This window comes from Bradyrhizobium sp. Gha (assembly GCF_900113735.1).
In the GTDB taxonomy this organism is placed as follows: domain Bacteria; phylum Pseudomonadota; class Alphaproteobacteria; order Rhizobiales; family Xanthobacteraceae; genus Bradyrhizobium.
Genome location: NZ_FOQM01000017.1, coordinates 71,400 through 92,120, shown reverse-complemented (window position 1 = coordinate 92,120; position 20,721 = coordinate 71,400). Strand labels below are relative to the sequence as shown.

At 60.7% G+C, this 20,721-nt stretch carries 16 protein-coding genes; 9 read left to right on the top strand and 7 right to left on the bottom strand.

Features of this window, described 5'->3' with window-relative positions; all coding sequences use genetic code 11:
• Positions 1–120 precede the first annotated feature (120 nt).
• From recQ to BM222_RS20870, 6 genes are all read right to left on the bottom strand, one after another.
• Positions 121–1,980 (bottom strand): DNA helicase RecQ, encoded by a 1,860-nt coding sequence (gene recQ / locus BM222_RS20895; RefSeq protein WP_092231247.1) that lies wholly within the window; start codon positions 1,978–1,980, stop codon positions 121–123.
• 102 nt (positions 1,981–2,082) lie between these two features.
• Positions 2,083–2,826, bottom strand: coding sequence for a polysaccharide deacetylase family protein (locus BM222_RS20890; protein ID WP_177243345.1), 744 nt, complete (start codon positions 2,824–2,826; stop codon positions 2,083–2,085).
• 124 nt (positions 2,827–2,950) lie between these two features.
• A complete protein-coding gene (gene metA / locus BM222_RS20885; protein ID WP_092231236.1) occupies positions 2,951–3,952 on the bottom strand; it encodes a homoserine O-succinyltransferase MetA in 1,002 nt (333 codons plus the stop codon).
• Positions 3,953–3,963: 11 nt separating this feature from the next.
• Positions 3,964–5,265 carry an O-acetylhomoserine aminocarboxypropyltransferase/cysteine synthase family protein gene (locus BM222_RS20880; RefSeq protein WP_092231233.1) on the bottom strand — a complete coding sequence of 434 codons (1,302 nt, stop codon included), beginning with the start codon at positions 5,263–5,265 and terminating at the stop codon, positions 3,964–3,966.
• Between the two features lie 288 nt (positions 5,266–5,553).
• Entirely contained in the window at positions 5,554–6,444 is an 891-nt protein-coding gene (locus BM222_RS20875) for a LysR family transcriptional regulator (RefSeq protein WP_092231230.1), read from the bottom strand.
• A gap of 90 nt (positions 6,445–6,534) precedes the next feature.
• Complete coding sequence (locus BM222_RS20870; protein WP_092231227.1) at positions 6,535–7,491, bottom strand: MurR/RpiR family transcriptional regulator; 957 nt, start codon at positions 7,489–7,491, stop codon at positions 6,535–6,537.
• Between the two features lie 236 nt (positions 7,492–7,727).
• On the opposite strand from BM222_RS20870, the gene BM222_RS20865 reads away from it, so the two are divergent.
• The 5 genes from BM222_RS20865 (at position 7,728) to BM222_RS20845 (ending at position 13,079) form a co-directional block, all read left to right on the top strand.
• Positions 7,728–9,269 carry an ABC transporter substrate-binding protein gene (locus BM222_RS20865; protein ID WP_092231224.1) on the top strand — a complete coding sequence of 514 codons (1,542 nt, stop codon included), beginning with the start codon at positions 7,728–7,730 and terminating at the stop codon, positions 9,267–9,269.
• 74 nt (positions 9,270–9,343) lie between these two features.
• Positions 9,344–10,288, top strand: coding sequence for an ABC transporter permease (locus BM222_RS20860; RefSeq protein WP_092231221.1), 945 nt, complete (start codon positions 9,344–9,346; stop codon positions 10,286–10,288).
• Positions 10,285–11,145 (top strand): ABC transporter permease, encoded by an 861-nt coding sequence (locus BM222_RS20855; RefSeq protein WP_092231218.1) that lies wholly within the window; start codon positions 10,285–10,287, stop codon positions 11,143–11,145. The genes BM222_RS20860 and BM222_RS20855 overlap by 4 nt, the downstream gene beginning before the upstream one ends.
• 3 nt (positions 11,146–11,148) lie before the next feature.
• A complete protein-coding gene (locus BM222_RS20850; protein ID WP_092231215.1) occupies positions 11,149–12,117 on the top strand; it encodes an ABC transporter ATP-binding protein in 969 nt (322 codons plus the stop codon).
• A complete protein-coding gene (locus BM222_RS20845) occupies positions 12,114–13,079 on the top strand; it encodes an ABC transporter ATP-binding protein (protein WP_092231212.1) in 966 nt (321 codons plus the stop codon). The genes BM222_RS20850 and BM222_RS20845 overlap by 4 nt, the downstream gene beginning before the upstream one ends.
• 441 nt (positions 13,080–13,520) lie before the next feature.
• Here BM222_RS20845 and BM222_RS40135 read toward each other — a convergent pair whose 3' ends face one another.
• A complete protein-coding gene (locus tag BM222_RS40135) occupies positions 13,521–13,700 on the bottom strand; it encodes a hypothetical protein (protein ID WP_143106011.1) in 180 nt (59 codons plus the stop codon).
• 74 nt (positions 13,701–13,774) lie between these two features.
• Between BM222_RS40135 and BM222_RS20840 the strand changes: the two genes are divergently transcribed.
• The 4 genes from BM222_RS20840 (at position 13,775) to hsdR (ending at position 20,720) form a co-directional block, all read left to right on the top strand.
• The gene (locus BM222_RS20840; protein WP_210188511.1) at positions 13,775–15,388 is read left to right on the top strand and encodes an anti-phage dCTP deaminase; all 1,614 of its coding nucleotides are present in this window, start codon (positions 13,775–13,777) and stop codon (positions 15,386–15,388) included.
• A gap of 315 nt (positions 15,389–15,703) precedes the next feature.
• Positions 15,704–17,161, top strand: coding sequence for a class I SAM-dependent DNA methyltransferase (locus tag BM222_RS20835; protein WP_092231209.1), 1,458 nt, complete (start codon positions 15,704–15,706; stop codon positions 17,159–17,161).
• Entirely contained in the window at positions 17,158–18,405 is a 1,248-nt protein-coding gene (locus BM222_RS20830) for a restriction endonuclease subunit S (RefSeq protein ID WP_092231206.1), read from the top strand. Before BM222_RS20835 ends, BM222_RS20830 begins: the two co-directional genes overlap by 4 nt.
• A complete protein-coding gene (hsdR, locus tag BM222_RS20825) occupies positions 18,402–20,720 on the top strand; it encodes an EcoAI/FtnUII family type I restriction enzme subunit R (protein WP_092231203.1) in 2,319 nt (772 codons plus the stop codon). The genes BM222_RS20830 and hsdR overlap by 4 nt, the downstream gene beginning before the upstream one ends.
• Position 20,721: the final 1 nt, after the last annotated feature.

Genomic DNA, 20,721 nt, shown 5'->3' with positions numbered 1-20,721 from the left:
ACCCCAGGGAGCCGTTTGGCGAAGAACGTCGTCGCGTGTGCCCTAAGATGGATCACGCGGTATGGATCCCGGATCTGCGCTTACGCTTGTCCGGGATGACGGCGGAGTTGTTGGCGTGCCCTACCGCGTCCGGACGATCTGCAGCAGCTCGTCACCGTAGTGCTCGAGCTTCTTGTCGCCGATCCCAGGGATATTGCGCAGCTCGTCGAGCGTGGTCGGCCAGGCCCGGACGATGCCATCGATGGTGGCATCGTGCAGCACGACATAGGCAGGCACGCCGCGCTCGCGCGCCACATCCGAACGCCAGGACCGCAAGCGCGCGCGCAATTCCGGATCGACATCGCCCTTCGACGCACTCGCCGCAGGCGCCAAATCGCCGCGGCGCGACTTCGTGCGGCCGGCGCGAACGCGCGTGGCGGGCACCTCCTCGCGTAGCCAGACCTCGGTCTCGCCGCGCAGGACGCCGCGCGCAGAGTCGGTCAACTTGAGCGCGCCAAAGGCCTCGCTGTCGGCCCGCAAATGCCCCATCGCCACCAGCTGTCGCAGCACGGTGCGCCATTGCTTCTCGTTGAGCTCGCGCCCGATACCGAACACCGACAGCTTGTCGTGGCCGAACTGCGTCACCTTCTCGGTCAGGCGTCCGACCAGCACGTCGATCAGGTGCATCGCGCCGAAACGTTGTCCGGTGCGGTAGGCGCAGGACAGGAGCTTCTGCGCCAGCACCTTGCCGTCGCGCATCTTTGGCGGCGTCAGGCAGTTGTCGCAATTCCCGCAGCTCTCGCCATGCTGGGTTTCGCCGAAATAGGCAAGCAGCCGTCTGCGCCGGCACTGGGCGGTCTCGGCGAGACCGACCAGCGCATCGAGCTTGCCGATCGACACGCGCTTGAAGTCATCGGACCCACTGGACTCATCGATCATCCGGCGTTGCTGCACGATGTCGGAGAGGCCATAGGCCATCCAGGCTGCGGACGGCTTGCCGTCGCGCCCCGCGCGCCCGGTCTCCTGATAATAGGCCTCGATGCTCTTGGGCAGGTCGAGATGGGCGACGAACCGCACGTCCGGCTTGTCGATGCCCATGCCGAAGGCGATCGTGGCGACGATGACGATGCCGTCCTCGTTGAGGAAGCGATCCTGGTTGCGCGAGCGCACACCGCCGTCCAGTCCGGCGTGATAGGGCAGCGCTGCAATACCGGCGTCAACCAGCGCGGCGGCGACCTCCTCGACGCGATTGCGGGAGAGGCAATAGACCACACCGGCATCGCCGGCATGGCGCTCCCGGATGAACTCCTTCAGCTGCGATACCGCATTGCGCTTGTCGACGATCTCGTAACGGATGTTGGGCCGGTCGAAGCTCGAGACGAATTGCGGGCTATCCGTCAGCTGGAGCCGCTGGACGATCTCCTTGCGCGTCAATTCGTCGGCGGTCGCGGTCAGCGCGATCCGCGGCACGTCGGGAAAGCGCTCTGCGATGATCGAGAGGCCGACATATTCGGGCCGGAAGTCGTGGCCCCATTGCGAGACGCAATGCGCCTCGTCAATCGCAAACAGCGCCACCTTGGCCTGCGCCAACATCGAGAGGCAGCGCGGCGTCACCAGACGTTCCGGCGCGACGTAGAGCAGGTCGAGATCGCCCGCAATCAGGCGACGCTCGACGTCCGAGGCTTCCTGCAATGATAACGACGAATTCAGCGCGGCGGCGTTGACGCCGGCTTCGATGAGGCCCGCGACCTGGTCGCGCATCAGCGCGATCAGCGGCGAGACCACGATGCCGCAGCCTTCGCGCAACAGCGACGGCAATTGATAGCATAGCGACTTGCCGCCGCCGGTCGGCATCAGCACCAGACAATTGCCGCCATCGGTGACGTGCCTGACAATCTCGCCCTGTGCCCCGCGAAAGCCCGGCAGGCCGAACACCGAATGCAGCACGGACAGCACATCGCGGCCATCGGCCGGCGCGGGCGCGGTTGAAGAGGAGGACATGGGCGCGTCGCGGGGTTTCAAGAGATTCGTCACAACGCCAGTCGCATGGCGGGGCTGGCGTTGCAAGTCCATCCTCTTCCCCGAGAGGGGAAAGGCGAAAAGCTACGCCCCGATCCTGCGCAGGGCCTCGGCGACCGTCACGATCGGCATGCTGCGCGTCACGGCGGCCTTCAGCGCATGACGCAGCAGCCCCGGGGTGCAGCCATAGGGGCTCGGTGCGTCGACGACATCATGGCCGTAAAAGATCAGCCAGCCGCCGCTTGCGACCGCCTCGTCAAAATAGCGGTCGACGCCATCAGTATCGATCTCGCAATTGATCAGCGGCGAAGCACGCAGGAACTGGAGATCGATCACGTTGCTGTTGACGCCGGGAAGAATACCGCGCGCCGAGCGGAATATCCTGGCGAGTTGCGGCTTTCGCCAGACCGAGGCGAGACCATAGGGATAAGCGAAATTCTCGAGCCGGATCGAGGACTCGATGCCGAGAAGATAGCTGCGGTTGCGTTCGATCTCGCGCGCCATCGCGCTCTCGTCGAGATCGACCGCGCGCAGATGCGAATACGTATGGCAGCCGATCTCGTGACCGCTGCGATGCAACCGAACGATCGCATCGCTCGACAGGCCGCGCCAATGATCTCCAGGCTGATCAATCAGGCTGCCGGCGAGATAGAACGTGCCGTACCCACCATGCGATTCCAGCATCGCGGCGCCCTCGGCTGCCGCACTATCGGGGGCATCATCGAACGTGAAGCTCACCATCGGCGCGTGCGCCGGCAAACGGTGCGGCGCGGCGTGGAAATGCCGAGCCAGCCGATTGCTCAAGCGTCCGTTGAGAGTCGACAGCACGGGTACATTCCCTGTGATTCCGATATTTCCATACTGAAACATTTGCGCGCCATCCAAGGCAAGCTGAACGCTTGAGTAATCCTAACGCGGAACCTGATTCCACCGCGGAACCAACGGCCCGAAATCAGCGCGCGAGCAGCGGAGCATCCGTGTCCGCACCGAGATAATGCAGCCAATTGCGGAAAAGCGCTGCGGCGGCGCTGCCTGCGGCAATATCGGTACGCAAAGTCAGTGCGGGCAGGTCGTTGGTCAGTGCAGGATGGCGCTGGTGCTTGGCACGCTTTTCGAAGCGCGCCAGCTTCTCTTCGGTCGCTGCGTCAAAATAGCCCACCGGCAGCGTGGGATAGACCTCGCGCTCTCGGGCCAGGTAGCGGCCGATGTCACGCAGATATTCCCGCTGCAGCGAGAGCGCGTCATACTCAGGGTGGCCCTGGAAGAACACGAACCGGCTGGCGTATTGCCTGACGAAGATGTCGACGCCGGCAAGGGCGGACCGGGTCAGCACCTGATAGCCCGCCTGCGCGAGATCGTGCTCCGTGACTTCGTTCAAGCGTGAATGCGAGACCTTGAGCGGCGCCGGCGCATTGCGCGTCAATGCGTCACCGTTCACCGTCTCGCAGTCGAAGATGCCGTGACATTTGGACGGCAGCCGCCGTCGTCCGATGCGATCAAGATGCAGCACCGCCGCATGGGCGGCGAGGCATGACCAGATCGTCGAACGCGTGTTGATCCTGGCCCAGTCGATCAGTTCGGTGAGATCGCGCCAGTACGGCTCCTGGTCGAGCTCAGGTGCGACCGGCTCGGCGCCAGTCACGATCAGCCCGTCGAATTTCTGACGCTTGAGATCGGAGAGATCGCAATATTCGCTCTCGACATGCCATTTCGCTTCCGGCGAGCGCTTGACCGACGGCAACGAAAAGCAGCGGAAGCGGATGCGGTGCGGCCCTGCGGCAGCCTGGAGCAGTCTCATGAACTGCCGCTCGGTCGCCTTCAGCGCCGGATCGGGCATATTGTTGATCAGCCCGATGGTCAGTTCGGCGCCGCCGCGATCGCGCGCGAGATCACCCTCTGCCGGAACGAGCGCCGGGCTTGCGATACCTTGATCCTTGGCGATCAAGACGCTCATGGCCCGTGTGCCTACTCCGCGGCCTGGAGACGCGCAGCCGGGCAGGCCTTTTCCAGGGCTTGGTCGATGTCCTCGATGATGTCGGAGGCATGCTCGATCCCGATCGAGAGGCGGATGGTTTCGGGCAGCACACCGGCAATGCGCTGATGCTCCGGCGGCATTTGCCGGTGCGTGGTCGAAGCCGGGTGGCAGGCCAAAGACTTGGCATCACCAATGTTGACGAGGCGAGTGATCAGCTTCAGCGCGTCATAAAAGGTCTTGCCGGCTTCCATGCCACCCTTGATGCCGAACGTGAACAGCGATGAAGCATTTCCGCCGAGGTATTTCTGGACCAGCGGATAGTATGGGCTGTCCGGGAAGCCCGTGTAGTTCACCCAGGCGACGCGGGGATCCTTACGCAGGAATTCGGCGACCTTGCGGGCGTTCTCGCAGTGGCGCTCCATGCGCAGCGCCACGGTCTCGATGCCCTGGAGCAGCAGGAAGGCGTTGAACGGCGACAGCACCGAACCCATGGTGCGCTGATAGACGCTGCGCGCGCGCTCGATATACGCGGTCTTGCCGAAGCGCTCGGCATAGACGAGGCCGTGATAGGAGGCGTCCGGCGTATTGTAGGCCGGGAAGCGGTCAGCATGCGCAGCCCAGGGGAAGTTGCCGGAATCGACGATCGCCCCGCCGAGCGTGGTGCCGTGGCCGCCCAGGAACTTGGTCAGCGAGTGCACGGCGATGTCCGCACCGTAATCGAACGGCTTGAGCAGGATGGGCGTGGCAACCGTGTTGTCGACGATCAGCGGCACGCCATGCGCATGCGCGACTTTGGCCAGCGCCTCGATGTCGCAAACATTGCCGGCGGGATTGCCGATGCTCTCTGCGAACACGGCGCGGGTGTTCTCGTCGATCAGCTTTGCGATCGCATCAGGCGCGTCGCTCTCGGCGAAGCGGCCCGTGATGCCCTGGCGCGGGAGAATGTGGGAGAGCAGCGTGTGCGTGGTGCCGTAGAGCTGCGGCACGGAGACGATGTTGCCGCCGTGATCGGCGACATTGACGAGGGCGAAGTGCAGCGCTGCCTGGCCGGTCGCGACCGCGAGTGCGCCGACGCCACCTTCGAGCTGTGCGATGCGCTTCTCGAGCACGGCGCTGGTCGGATTGGCGATGCGGCTGTAACGGAAACCTTCGGCCTCGAGATTGAAGAGCGCCGCGCCGTGGTCGGCGCTGTCGAAGGCGTAGGCGGCGGTCTGGTAGATCGGCACGGCGACCGCGTGCGTGGTGGCTTCGGGCTCATAGCCGGCGTGAATAGCGATCGTCTCGTTGCGCATCGTACCACCTCCGCATGGAGCGGGCCGCACTCATTGGCCTGTATGGGGCATGTGCGTTGTCCGTCCCTTCTCCGTGTTAGAGGCGGGGGGTAAAGCGGACAATAATTCGCTTAGAGATCGAGGAAGTAACCCTAACGATTGTTGGTGAATTGGCTAAAATCTGAGTCAATTTGGATTAAATGGGAACCAATGATCCCGGCGTGATGTTCCAACTGTTCAACCAGCCGTGCGTTTCCAAACAATTGATGCCGTTTCATCGGGCTGAGATGCCGCGGGCAGGGCCGCGTGCTAATCGATGAAAGCCGCGAGTTCCTCGGGCGTGCCGGAGGGGAAGGCATTCTTCAAGAAATCGAGAAACGCCGATACGCGGGCGCTCAGCAATCTGCGTGACGGGTAAAGCGCCCAGAGCGCGATTTCCGGTCCCTCGACATCGCCCCAATGGATGAGCCTGCCGGCGCTCAGATCGTGACTGACGAGCGACGCCGGAAGGCGCGCGGCGCCGACGCCGGCGCGTACGGCATCGCGAACCATGATGAGCGACGACAGGCGAAGCACCGGAGTGGTCGTGATCCGGACTTTCCTGCCCCGTGCAGTCACGTCCCAGGCAGGGTTCAGATCACCTGCCCCCCGCACGACGGCCGGAACGGCGCGATCGGCTTTCGGCCTCCTCAGGTCGGGGCCGGCGACGACCACCAGCCGGTCTCGCATCAGAACCCGTCCGACGAGTGTTTCATCCGGATCCGGATTGACCCTGATCACCAGGTCGTAGCCTTCCTCGATCATGTCGACGGAACGATCCTCCGTCGTGACCTCGAGCCGGACATCGGGGTATTTCAGCGCGAAGGCGGCGGCGAGCTTTCCCATTGCTGTCTGCGAGAACAGCAGGGGTGCACTGACCCGCAGCCTGCCTCGCGGCTTGTCGCTGCCTGACGAGATCGAGGCCGTCGCGTCATCAAGTTCGGCGAGCAACGCAGCGGTCCGCTCATGAAGCGCACGCCCTTCCTGCGTGAGCTTCAACGTGCGCCTTCCGCGCTCGAAGAGACGCAGGTCGAGGCTGCTCTCCAGTTCGGAGACCCGGCGAGAGAGCGTCGCCTTCGGCCGTCCAGACGCCCGGGCGGCTCGCCCGAAGCCTCCGTGTCGGGCGACGAGGTTGAAATCGGCGAGTGCCAGCAAATCCATGTCGTTCCACCAATGAGACGCCTTGTTGTTTTGTAGCGCATTCAGAGTTGCAGGCGGATTGCGATCGTAACCGGCGGCAGCCGCGTAACCTCAATCGCCGAGCGGCCCATTCGAGTTGCCGTCCGTGCCCTTCAGCAACTCGTATTTGATCCGTCGCATGCGGGCCTGCGCCTCGAGCGGCTTGCAATAGGCGGTCGAGGCGGCGAGCAGGTCGATGGCAGCGAGAATGGCATAGCGCGACGCGGTCGGCTTGAGCGCGTCAGGCGCCTCGGGCACGTGCACGCCCAGCACGATATCGGCGATTGAAGCCAGCCGACTTCGCGGCTTGGTGATCGCGACGACAAGGGCGCCATATTGCCTGGCGATCGCCGCGGCCTCGATCACCTCCTTCGCCATCCCGGTCGTCGAAATCGCAACGACGACGTCGCCCTGGCCGAGCGTCGCCGCGATCATGCGCATCAACCGGGGATCGGAGGCGTGGGAGACGGCGATGCCAAGGCGAAAGAACCGATTCTGAACCTCCGCCGCAGCGAGCGTCGAGCCGCCGCCTACGCCGAAGGCGGCAAGCTTCGAACAGCGCGAGATGGCTTCGGCGGCCTTCTCGATATCCTCTTTCGCCAGCCCCTGTTCGGCGGCCGCAATGGCGCGGCGGATTTCCTGAAACACCGAACGCCAGAGCGCCGGTCGCGCCAGATCCGTCCCGACATGTGGGGGTGGCTCGATGTAGATCCGGCCAACCGCCATGGCTTGCGCCAGCCTGACCTTGAAGTCACGGACCCCGCGGCAACCGACGGAGCGGCTGAACCGCGTGACGGTGGGTTCGCTGACGCGGGCGCGGTGGGCGAGCTCGGAATTGCTCGCGTGAATGGCAAATTCGACATCAGCCAGCACTACCGTTGCGACGCGCTGCTCCGAGGGGCTGAGACCCGGCGCACTCTGTCTGATGACGGAGAGGATGTCGCCGAGGACCAAATCCTCGCGGCTCGGCTGGGTCGCTGCCGCAGTTCGAGCGGCTCTCGCCGGGTGAATTCGCTTCGCGCGCGGCATTGCCCGCCTTCCTCGCCCCCGCATCGACCCGCACCCGTTGGCCGGGAGCTCTCGTAAGAAACTTACTAAATAGGCCCGGCCGCGGTTCGCTTTTCGAACAATCCAGGCAATTTTAGGCTTGAAAGCTAGCATATTCTGTCTGTAGCTTTCAAACAAAGGATAACGTGTTGCGGTCTCCATGACCGCAGCATGTCCGCTGTCCGGTGGTGGCGGTGGACCAAACGGGAGTGGTGAACATGAGACGCGCTCTCAATGTTTTGGCGCGTGGCGCCGTCGGCATGACCGCCGCCTTGCTCCTGATGGCGCAGGCGAGCGCCGCCACACTGCTTCGAGAAGCCACCGTTGGAGAGCCGCCGCCACTCGATGTCATGTTGACGACAGCGGACGTCGCATCCGTCATCGGCCGCCACATCTTCGAGACGCTGTATGCGCTGGACTCGACCTACACGCCACGCCCGCTGCTGGCCGAGAGCGCCCGCGAGGACGACGGCGGACGAACCATCGTCATCAAGCTCCGCGAGGGCGTTCTCTTCCACAACGGCAAGGAAATGACCGCGAAGGACGTCGTCGCCTCGATGACGCGCTGGGGTAACTACGGCGCACGGGGCAAGCTCCTGATGGCGACGGCCAGTTCGGTCGAGGCGACCGGGACTTACGAGGTCACGCTGAAATTGTCGGCGCCGAATGGCGCCTGGAAGGCACTCGTTGCGGACGTCAATGGCGGGCTCGCGATCTATCCGGAAGAGATTGCAAGCAAAGCCGGCAATCGACCGATCGAGCAGAAGGACTATATCGGCACCGGTCCGTATAAGTTCGTGGAGTGGCGGCCGAACCGTTACGTCGAGGTCGAAAGATTCGACGGCTACAAGCCGGTGAAGGACAAGGCCGACGGCTTCGCCTGCGCGCGCGTCGCCATGTTCGACAAGATCCGGTTCATCCCGGTGCCTGACGTCGGCACGCGCGTCAGCGGCGTGCAGGCGGGTGACTATGACTATGCGGAAATGATCTCCGGCGATCTGTACGAATCGCTGAGCAAGGACGCCTCGGTCCAGGTGCAGCGGACCAACGCGCCGATCTTCGGCCTGTTCTTCATGAACTCCAAGCAGGGCATCCTGAAGGACAATTACAAGCTCCGCCGCGCCATCCAGACCGCGCTGGACAAGTCGCAGGCGCTACGTGTGGCGTTCGGCCCCAAGGACCTCTGGAATGCCGAGGGATCGATCTTCCCCAAGGGCACGCCCTGGTACTCGAGCGAAGGTGTCGCCAGCTACAGCCCTCATGATCCGAAGAAGGCAGCGGAGCTCGCCAAGGAGGCGGGCTACACGGGGGCTCCCATCCGCCTCCTGGTCTCCACGAACTACCAGGCGCACTATGACGAAGCCTCCGTCTTCACCCGCCAGCTGGCCGACGCCGGGATCAATGTTCAGATGATGGTCGTCGATTGGGCGACCCTCCTGAAGATGCGGGGCCAACCCGAACAATGGGACATCTTTGTCACCCACCATTCGTTCTCGGCCGACCCGCTGCTCCTCACATTCCTCAATGCGAGTTATCCCGGCTGGTGGGACAGCGCCGAGATCAGCTCGCTCCGGACGGAGTTGATCAGCTCGACCGAGCCGGCCGCACGCAAGGCGACATGGGACAAGATCCAGGCGCTGATCTATGATCAGGTGCCGGTCATGAAGGTGGGCGATGCCTACACCTATGACATTGCCTCGCCCAAGCTCAAGGGGCTCAATCCGAACGGCCCCGCCTTCTGGAACGTATCGGCGAAATAGGGAACGCGGGACGAAAGCCGTGGGGACGATCGGCAGCGGCACGCGTCGTCGCCGTTGATCAGCAGCGCAATCACATGTGGTCATTTGCACTCAAGCGCGCGGGAACGACGGCGGTGACGCTCGTGGCGGCGTCCGTCATGATTTTCGCCTTCATCCATGTCGTGCCCGGCGACCCCATCTATGTTCTGCTCGGCGACACCGCGACGCCCGACCAGATCGACGCATTGCGGCATCAGCTCGGTCTCGATCAACCGATCATCCTGCAATATCTGACCTGGGCGGGCCACGTGCTCGAGGGCGATCTCGGGCGATCGATCTTCTTCCAGGCGCCCGTCACTTCGGTGATCGCCGATGGCGCCGAGACCAGCATCCTGCTCGCCACCATGACGATGATCTGGGTCGCGTTAATCGGGGTGCCGGTCGGGGTGATTGCGGCGGTCCGGCACGGCACCTGGCTTGACCAGGGCCTGTCGGGCGCGGCGATGCTGATGGCCTCGATCCCAACGTTCTGGGTCGGGCTCTATCTGATCCTGATTTTCGCCGCCCGGCTCGGCTGGTTTCCGAGCTCCGGCTATCCTTCGATCTTCGAAGGCGGCGTGATCAACCTGCGCTATCTCGTTCTGCCCAGCCTGGCGCTGGCGGCTCCGAATGCCGCGCTGATCCTGCGGCTGACGCGCGCCAGCATGCTGGATGTCTCGCGCGAGGATTACGTGCGCACGGCCCGGGCCAAGGGAATCCGGCCCTGGCAGGTGGTGCGCCGGCACATCCTGCGCAATGCGCTGTTGGCCGTCGTCTCGGCATTCGGCTTCACCTTCGCGGCGCTGCTCTCCGAAGCCGTGGTGACGGAAACCGTGTTTGCCCTGCCGGGCATCGGTCGCCTCGTCGTTCAATCGATCCTGCGCCGCGACTACCCGGTGATTCAGGGCGTCATCCTGGTCATCGTCGTCGCCTACCTGCTGATCAACTTGCTTGTCGACCTCAGCTACCGTGTGCTCGATCCCAGGGTCGAACTGCAATGAGCCGCGACGCCGCGATCCTGTGGCTGAAGCCATTCATCGCCCGGCCGATCGCGCTGGCGGGACTGGGCATCCTCTTGACGACGGTGCTCGCTGCGCTCCTTGCACCCTGGCTGTCGCCTTACGATCCCAATGCCATCGATCCGGTGATCCGCCTGACGCCGCCGAACGCGATCCATTGGTTCGGAACCGACCAGTTCGGCAGGGACACCCTGTCACGCGTCATCCACTCTGCGCGGATGGCGCTGCTGATCGGATCTGGCGTGGTGCTCTTCGCCCTCGCGACGGGCGTGCCGGTCGGCATTCTGTCGGCCCTTTTCCCCCGTCTTGGTCACGTGCTCATGCGGATGATCGACGTCCTGATGGCGTTCCCGACGCTGCTGCTCGCGCTCGGGCTGATCGTCATCCTGGGGCCGAGTTTGACGAATGCCATTCTCGCCATCGGGCTCGGCTACATGACGACAACCACGCGCATCGTCTACGGCCTGACGCTGCGCCTGCGCGCCGAAACCTATGTCGAGGCATCCCGCAGCATGGGCGCCGGGACGATATGGCTCATCGGCAGGCACATCCTGCCGAACCTGATCTCGCCGCTTCTCGTCCAGGCGAGCTTCGTCTTTGCCTTTGCGCAGCTTGGCGCGGCGTCACTCGATTTCCTCGGCCTCGGCGCCCCACCGGAAATTCCGAGCTGGGGCAACATGCTGGCCGAATCCCGCACCTTCGTCACGCGCGCTCCGTGGCTGCTTTTTTTCCCGGGCATGATGATCGTGGCGACGGCATTCTCTCTGAACCTGGTCGGCGACGCCTTGCGCGACCGGCTCGATCCGCGGTTCCGTCAAGTCTTTGGCGAGAAGGGCTAGGCCGTGCTGACGGTTCGAGATCTCACGGTATCATCGGGGTCAGCGACCGAACCGGTCGACATCGTCGCGGGTGTATCCTTTGGCGTGGCCAAGGGCGAGATCCTCGGCCTCGTCGGCGAGTCCGGCTGCGGCAAGAGCATGACCTCGCTCGCGATCATGGGCTTGCTGCCGCAGCCGGGCCCGCGGGTTCGCGCCGGGCGGGTCGAGCTCGATGGCCGCGACGTGACCCAATTGCAGCCCTGGCAGCGCGTCGAAGCGGGGCACGGTCGCATGGCCATGATCTTTCAGGAGCCGATGACCTCGCTGAACCCGGTTCGCCGGATTGGCGATCAGATCGTCGAAGCCGTGCGGGTGCATGACGACGTCTCCGCTGCCGCGGCCCGGGCGCGCGAGCTTCTCGAACTGGTGCGCATGCCCGATCCTGAAATGCAGCTGGCCGCCTATCCGCACCAATTGTCCGGCGGTCAGCGCCAACGGGTCATGATCGCGATCGCGCTGGCCTGCAGGCCGCAGGTTCTCATCGCCGACGAGCCGACCACCGCACTGGACGTCACCATTCAGGTCCAAATTCTGGGCCTGCTGCGCGAGCTCTGCGGACGGCTCGAGATGGCGATCTTGTTCATCACCCACGACATGGGCGTGATTGCGCAACTCGCGGACCGCGTCGCCGTCATGTATGCCGGCCGGATCGTGGAAACCGCCGCGGTCGATGCGGTTTTCGGCAGCCCTCGTCACCATTATACGCGCGGATTGATGGACTGCATGCCGTCGCGAAACGCCGGCGCGCGTCGCTTGCCAACCGTATCGGGCCAGCCGCCGGCGCCCGGCACGATAAGGGCGGGCTGCGTTTTTGCTCCGCGGTGCGGAGCGGCGCGTGAACAGTGCCACGTGATGACCCTGTCTCGCGTCGAGGTCTCGCGAGGGCACGAGGTGCTCTGCGCCTTCCCGTTGAACGGTGGAGAACCGGCGTGAGCGGGGACGACATTCTGGACGTTCGGGATCTCAAGGTTTCCTTCGCCGTCAGACGCGCCGGCCGGAAATACCGGGTGCAGGCCGTAGACGGTGTGTCGCTGGCGTTGGCCGAGGGCGAGGTGCTCGGGATCGTCGGCGAATCCGGTTGCGGCAAGACCACCGTAGGCAGGGCCATTGTCGGCCTGGTCCAGGCCAACGGCGGCAGCATCAGGTTCAAGGGCGTCGATGCGATGGGAGCCGGCCGGGCCGGCCGGCGCGCGATGCATCTGAACGTCCGGATGGTTTTCCAGGACCCCTACGCATCGCTCAATCCGCGGCGAACGATCGGAGATTCGGTGGCCGAGGCCGGTGACATCAACGGCATCTTCAGGGATCGTGCCGAGCGAAGCGCCATGGTCGCCGAGACGCTGGCGGCTGTCGGCTTGAATCCGTCTTTCGCCGCGCGCTATCCCTATGAGCTGAGCGGCGGGCAGCGTCAGCGGGCCGGTATCGCCCGCGCCATCCTGCCCACGCCGTCCATCGTCATCGCCGACGAGCCGGTCTCGGCCCTCGACGTATCCGTGCAGGCGCAGGTCTTGAATCTGATGATGGACCTGCGTGAGCAGCTGCGGCTGTCGATGCTCTTCATTTCCCACGACCTCGGCGTGATTGGACAGATCAGCGACCGCGTTGTCGTGATGTATATGGGACGGATCGTGGAGCGAGGCAGGACGCGGACCGTCCTGGATCATCCATTGCATCCTTACACGCGTTCGCTCATCGCAGCCATTCCGCTGCCGGATCCATCGAAGCGGATCCTGGGCGCGATCGAAACGAGCGAACCACCAAGCCTCTTCAAGCGGCCAAGCGGCTGTGCTTACGCCGCCCGGTGTCCCCTGGCCAGCGAGCGCTGCCTGATCGATGTTCCGGAGCTTCGCTCCACCGGCACTGACGAGCGAGCACTGGCCTGCCACAACGTTTAGGTGAGCGCCTCCACGGCTGCCCAAGCGCGTGAATCACGGTGTGGCCTGCACATTCTGAGCAACCCGCGAGATAGGCGACAACTGCCCTGCCGCGCGCTGGCCTCAAGGCGCTGCTATGCCGGCCTGCCAGAACCGACGTCGACCTGGAGCAGAAAACCCTGCAACCCCTCGACAACCCGTTCGGCACGAGGTTGTCACCCATGTCTCAGGTACGATCCGTTACCTATGTGTCCGGGCTGGACAGATAATAGATGGCGGAGAGAGTGTCCGCCCAGCAGAACTCTAAGTACCTGTAATATATACTAAATCATGAATAAGCGTGACGTTACATACACCCGCACATACACCCCTTCTGCCCCCTTGGGCAGCCAAGATCGGGCAAAGCGAAGAGCTAGTGGCAATCGTCTGATGGTTGTGTAAGTTCGGACGCGCCATGCCCTCTTACGAGAACTTCACCGCCACGCCTTCATCGTCTCTGGTGAAACGATCCCGCTCAGCCGGTTCGTGGAGATCAAGGCGATCAGTCGCAACAACAACCCTTGAGTTGGTACGCTTCGCAGCGCGTTCAGCTATTTCTAGGACGCGCTCATAATCATCTTTGCGAATTGAGACTTTTGCCATGTTCTCCCCCGGGAGCGAATCAGCACACTCTCGCAGCTAACCGCTACAATTGAAATACTAAGGTTGTGTTCCTAATGGCGACCGCTTCACGACAAAAAATCCTTCCGGAACTTGTGTTCGGCGTTGTCGGACCTATGGGGGTCAATGTTGAGGCTATTTGCGAAACCCTAGCAACTGCACTCCGTGCAGTCGGGTACGAGCCACACACCGTACACCTGACGAAAGAGATGTTGAGGGAAGAGCGCTACGAACTCCAACGATACCCTGTCCCCGTCCCTTCCGACAAAAACTTCTACACTGAAGTAAATTTTAAAATCAACTACGCGAACGCGCTCTGCAAGGAGTTTTCCGACTTCTCTACAATGGCGCGGATTGCACTTCGCGCCATCGGCGATGAGCGAGAGAGAATATCGGGCGACCGGAATAAGATAGCTGACCGTGCCATAGCGTATGTAGTGCGGCAACTAAAACGCCCAGACGAAGCCATGCTGTTGCGTCGTGTCTATGGCAAACAGTTCGTTCTAATTTCTGCGTACGGCTCCGCTGAAGAACGGCAGAGATTGCTGGAAGAGCGCCTCCAACGCAGTTTGCCGCCAGCAACTCCAGCTTATGAGATTTCCTGCAAAGCACTCGAACTCATTGAAAAGGACGCCAGAGAAGACGACGAAGAATTCGGCCAGAATGTTCGCGAGACTTTTCACCTCGCCGACGTTTTCATTGACGGGCTATCTCGCCCAGAAATGGAAGAGAAAATCACTCGCTTCATTCAAGCATTTTTTGGTCGGACTGACATCGCGCCTTCGAAAGCCGAATATGGAATGTATGCAGCGAAATCAGCCTCGTTGCGCTCTAGTGATCTTTCACGCCAAGTGGGCGCAGCAATTTTCACCGATGATGGCGAACTAATCACGCAGGGTTGCAACGAAGTTCCGAAGGCTCACGGCGGCACCTACTGGGACCTTGAGCAACCTGATTTTCGCGACGTTAGATTGGGGTACGATCCGAATGATCTCGTGAAGACAGAACTCCTGCGAGAGCTTTTTGATAAGATGAGTGAGGCGGGACTACTGTCTGCGAAGGCAATGTCGGTGGGTAACCCTGCTGAAATGGTCGAAGAGTTCACCCGCAAGAAGGCGCCTGGCACCGAGGGGAAAGACGGTCCACTGGCCAGGTGCGCCGTGCTCGATCTGACAGAGTTCGGACGAGTTGTTCACGCTGAAATGTGCGCGATCTGTGATGCGGCTCGGCTTGGGCGAAGCGTAAAGGATAGCAACCTGTTCGTAACCACATTTCCATGTCACAATTGCACAAAGCACATCCTCGCCGCGGGAATTAAGTGCGTTGTCTACATGGAGCCTTATCCTAAGAGCCGCGCAAAGGAATTACACAAAAACGAAATTGAGATTGAGAAGATCACGGCGGGGAAAGTGTCTTTTTTGCCATTCCTCGGAATTTCTCCCCTTCGCTATCGTGACATCTTTCAAAAAGGAAGGCGCAAGAGCCGCAGCGGAGCCGCGGTTCATTATCTAAATCAGCCGCCCTCCCCAATGCTTGAGTTGGCTTCTACGGCTTACTTAGAGAACGAAAACCTGGAATGGTTCGAGCTATTCGGTTCATTGCAGCCACAGTCTGAGGAAGGAACATCTGCCGCCAATACGGCGCAAGCTCCCGCGCCTCAGTCAGAATGATATGCGCCCTTCGAGGCTGCACCGCCCTAAGTCTACATTGTACAAAGGAATATCTTGAACCGGCGCCCTGGGTCGCGGCATGCTACGCGGCGTAATCCACAATCTCTTTCTTTCGCTTCTGCTTCGGTTGGCTCTCACAGTTAAACTCAGCAGGCCGCCGAAATCGGCCAGTTTAGTTTCTTGCCAAGCAGTACCCGGACCATATCGGGGGGCGCGGGGCTGCGAGCGCTATTTTTCCGATGATCCAGTCGGTCGCCGGATGGTGACTGGTTGTCGGTATTTCGGTAGAAGCATCGCAAATGGGGGACCGAATACGTGTTCGAACAAACTTTTAAGAATATCGACGATGTTCTGTGGAAGGAAGCCGGGTGCGCCACGGAACTGGACTACACCGAGCAGACCTCGTGGATCTTGTTTCTGAAGTATCTTGATGATCTTGAGCGGGCCAACGAGCAGAAGGCCGAGCTCGAAGGCAAGACATACCAGCCGATTATTGACGCAAAACACCGCTGGTCCGTGTGGGCCGCGCCCAAGAAGAAAGATGGCTCGTTCGACCACGACAAGGCCAAGACTGGCGATGACCTCATTGCGTATGTCGATGACAAGCTGTTTCCCTACCTGAAAGGCTTCCGTAGTCGCGCTGAGGGCGCGAACACAATCGAATACAAGATTGGCGAAATCTTCTCCGAGATCGAGAACAAATTCCGCAGCGGCTATTCGCTGCGCGACGCGCTTGAACTCGTCGACCAACTCAGCTTCCGGTCGCAGCAGGAGAAGCACGAGCTGTCGCATCTCTACGAAGCGAAGCTCCGCAACATGGGCAATGCGGGTCGAAATGGCGGCGAATACTACACGCCGCGTCCGCTGATCCGCGCCATGATCCAAGTCGTGAAACCAGCTATCGGCGAGCGCATCTATGATGGTGCCTGTGGTTCGGCTGGGTTCCTGTGTGAGGCGTTGGAGTATTTAACCCACGAGCGCGGCAAACTATCGACGAAAGATCTCAAGACGCTTCAAGAGAAGACATTCTTCGGCAAGGAAAAAAAGAGCCTCGCCTACGTGATTGGCATCATGAACATGATCCTGCACGGCATTGAGGCGCCAAACATCATTCACACCAACACGCTCGCTGAGAACATTGGCGACATCCAAAACAAGGATCGCTTCGACGTGGTGCTGGCCAATCCGCCCTTCGGTGGCAAGGAGCGTCCAGAAGTACAACAGAATTTCCCGATCAAGACCGGCGAGACGGCTTTCCTGTTTCTTCAACACTTCATCAAATCGCTAAAAGCTGGCGGCCGTGCCGCCATCGTTATCAAGAACACATTCCTCTCGAATACCGACAATGCATCGGTTGCGCTGCGGAAAGAACTTCTGGAGAACTGTAACCTGTACACGGTGCTGGACATGCCAAGCGGCACCTTCCTCGGCGCGGGCGTTAAGACCGTGGTGCTGTTCTTCGAGAAGGGGGCACCGACGCGTAAACTCTGGTTCTATAAACTCGATCCCGGCCGCAATCTCGGTAAGACCAACCCCCTCAACGACGAGGACCTCAAGGATTTCGTCGCATTACAGGCAAAGCTCAAGGACAGCGAGAATTCGTGGACGGTCGATGTCAAGGCTATCGACAAGGCAACCTATGACCTCGCGGTGAAGAACCCCAACAAGGTCGATGACGCCGAGCTGCGCGATCCAAAGGACATCATTGCCGAGATGGTTGCACTTGATGTCGAAAGCGCCGAAATCCTCAAGGACATTGGGAGGATGTTGTGAGCGCTCTCTGGCCGACTAAGGCACTTCGTGAAGTTTGCAATATTAGGCCGCCAAAGAGCGAAGCGAAGCGCAAGTTAACCGATGGTGATCGTGTTTCTTTCGTTCCGATGGAAGACCTTTGTATTGGCCTGAAATTTCTCGAGCCCAAAGCCGAGCGCAAGCTCGCCGAGGTTGCTGGCAGTTACACATACTTCGCAGATGGAGATGTGTTGCTGGCAAAGATCACGCCCTGCTTCGAAAACGGGAAGCTCGGGATCGCCAAAGGGCTAACAAATGGAATTGGCTTTGGTTCGAGCGAGTACATTGTCTTTCGGCCAACTGAAAGCTTGAGCAGCGAATATCTCTACTACTTTCTGTCGCAGGATAGCTTTCGGGCCGAAGGCGAAAGGACCATGAGCGGCGCCGTCGGGCATAAGCGAGTTTCAAAAGAATTTATCGAGAATTGCAGAATACCGTTTCCAGCACTCAGAGAACAACATCGTATCGTTGCAATTTTGGACGAGGCATTTGCTGGGTTAGCGACCGCGATTGCCAACGCCGAGAGAAATCTCAAAAATGCCGGCGAGCTATTCGAGAGCTATCTCAATTCCGTTTTCACTCAGAAATGCGCTGGATGGACAACGTCAGAATTAGGGAAAGAAGTTAGGTTCGTGGATTATCGAGGGAAAACGCCCCCAAAAAGGGAAACGGGCATTCGATTGATAACAGCAAAAAACGTGAAAATGAACCGTGTGCAGCGTGATCCGGAGGAATTCATCGATCCGGGAGTTTACGACAAGTGGATGACTAGAGGCTATCCGCGAAGGGGCGATGTGCTGTTTACGACGGAAGCTCCTTTAGGAAACGTTGCGCAGCTCGACACAGACGAGACGGTCGTCATCGGACAACGGTTGATCACGATGCAGCCTAACGATCAGGTGCTTGATCGTACTTTCCTTAAGTACGCGCTTATGTCGCGTCCGACGCAGGCGGAAATACTCAAACGCGGCACCGGCGCGACGGTCGTTGGGATTAAAGCAAGCTTGTTGAAGCAAGTGCCAATTTCATTTCCACCAAAGATCCGTGATCAACAGGCGTTAGCAAACGCAATGGAGAGCACTGCCCATCTTGCAGCGCGACTTGAGGAGACCTATCGGCGGAAGATGAATGAGCTGATTGCGCTGAAGCGATCCGTATTAGATAAGGCTTTCGCCGGTGAACTAACCTCGCCACCGTCGCAGGCGCTTGAAGAGGCAGCGGAGTGAACGAGGCCGAAACCCGGGCCGAGCTAATCGATCCCGCACTGCGGTCAGCGGGCTGGGGCGTAGTCGCGGACAGCCGGGTCCGTCGCGAGGAAATCTGCCCAGGTCGGATCGAAGGGGCGGGACGACGAGGCAAGGCCGAGATCGCGGACTACGTGCTTACGTTCCGAAATCACAAGTTAGCTGTGATCGAGGCAAAAGCGCGTGACAAGGGAGATACGGATGGTCTTCCGCAGGCGAAGGCATATGCGCAGCGGCTTCAAGCACGGTTTGCCATTTCCACCAATGGCCGACGCATCTATCGCGTCGACATGGCGACCGGCGCCGAAGCTTACGTCGATAACTATCCGACGCCGGATGAACTCTGGGCCGAGGTTTTCAAGACGAAGAACGAGTGGCGCGACCGCTTTGCCGCCGTGCCTTTCGAGGAACGCGGCGGCGCGTGGCAGACGCGCTATTATCAGCACAATGCAATAGAGAATGCGCTGGAGGCTATTGCCGTAGGCAAGCAGCGCATTCTGCTGACGCTCGCCACCGGCACCGGCAAGACAGCTATCGCTTTTCAAATCGCTTGGGCGCTGTTCCAAAGTCGCTGGAACCTGTCGCGGAAGCCGGAGCGGCGTCCGCGCATCTTGTTTCTTGCCGACCGCAACATCCTGGCCGATCAAGCCTACAACGCATTTTCCGCTTTCCCCGACGATGCGCTGGCACGCATCAAGCCGGACGAAATTCGCAAGAAGGGCCGCGTGCCGAAGAATGCCAGCATCTTCTTCACGATCTTCCAGACCTTCATGAGCGGCACCGACCAGAACGGTCAACCGTCACCTTATTTCGGCGACTACCCGAAGGATTTCTTCGACTTCATCATCATCGACGAGTGCCATCGCGGCGGCGCCAACGACGAGAGCAACTGGCGCGACATCCTGAACTATTTCTCGCCCGCAGTGCAGCTTGGCCTCACGGCTACGCCGAAGCGACGGGATAACGTCGATACCTACGCCTATTTCGGCGAGCCGGTTTACACCTATTCCCTGAAAGACGGCATTAACGACGGCTTTCTGACACCGTTCAAGGTCAGGCAAATAGCGACCACCCTCGACGACTATGTTTATACGCCCGACGATACCGTCATCGAGGGCGAGGTCGAAGAAGGCAAGCGTTATACCGAAACGCAGTTTAACCGCATTATCGAAATATCGGAGCGAGAGCGTTATCGGGTGAAACTATTCATGGACCAGATAGACCAGCGGGAGAAGACGTTGGTCTTTTGCGCCACGCAGGAGCATGCGCGCGTGGTTCGCGATGCAATCAACCAAATCAAGACCAGTAGCGATCCGAATTACTGCGTCCGTGTGACGGCGGAAGACGGTGCGCTGGGCGATCAATGGCTGCGCACGTTTCAGGACAACGAGAAGACCATCCCGACGATCCTGACCACGTCGCAGAAGCTGTCGACCGGTGTCGACGCACGCAACGTCCGCAACATCGTCTTGCTGCGGCCGGTCGGGACCATGATCGAGTTCAAGCAGATCATCGGACGCGGCACGCGCCTCTTCGACGGCAAGGACCATTTCACGATCTACGACTTTGTGAAGGCGTACGAGCACTTCAATGACCCGGAATGGGATGGTGAGCCGATTGCGCGAGAGGCCGGAAGTACCCAAGCAAAAGGAGAAGAGCAAAGGGACAAGAAGGAGGGCGGCGAACAGACTGAGCGCCCGGCGCAAATCAAGATCAGGCTGGCGGACGGGAAGGAACGAACCATCCAGAGCATGATGGCGACGAGCTACTGGAGCCCTGACGGCAAGCCGATATCGGCCAACCAGATGATCGAGAAGTTGTTTGGCGAATTGCCGCGACTGTTCAAGGACGAAGACGAACTGCGAAACTTGTGGAGCAAGCCAGACACCCGCAAGGCGTTGCTGCAGGGGCTCACCGAGAAAGGCTTCGGTCCTGAACAGTTGGGTGAGGTTGGCCGGATGATCAACGCCGACAAGAGTGACGTGTTTGATGTGTTGGCCTACATCGCATTTTCACTCCCGCCGATCACGCGGCTGGACCGAGTGCAGGAGCGCCGATTGTCCATCATGTCGGACTATGATGCCAAACTGCAGGCCTTCCTCGATTTCGTTCTGACGCAGTACGTCCAACAAGGCGTGAATGAACTCGATCAGGAAAAGTTGGGGAGCCTGCTCGAACTGAAGTATCACACGATTGACGACGCAACGTCTGCACTCGGCAGTGTAGGAGTGATCCGGGACGCCTTTGTCGGCTTCCAACGACACCTTTATGAGCGCACGACAAAACCAGGCGGATGAC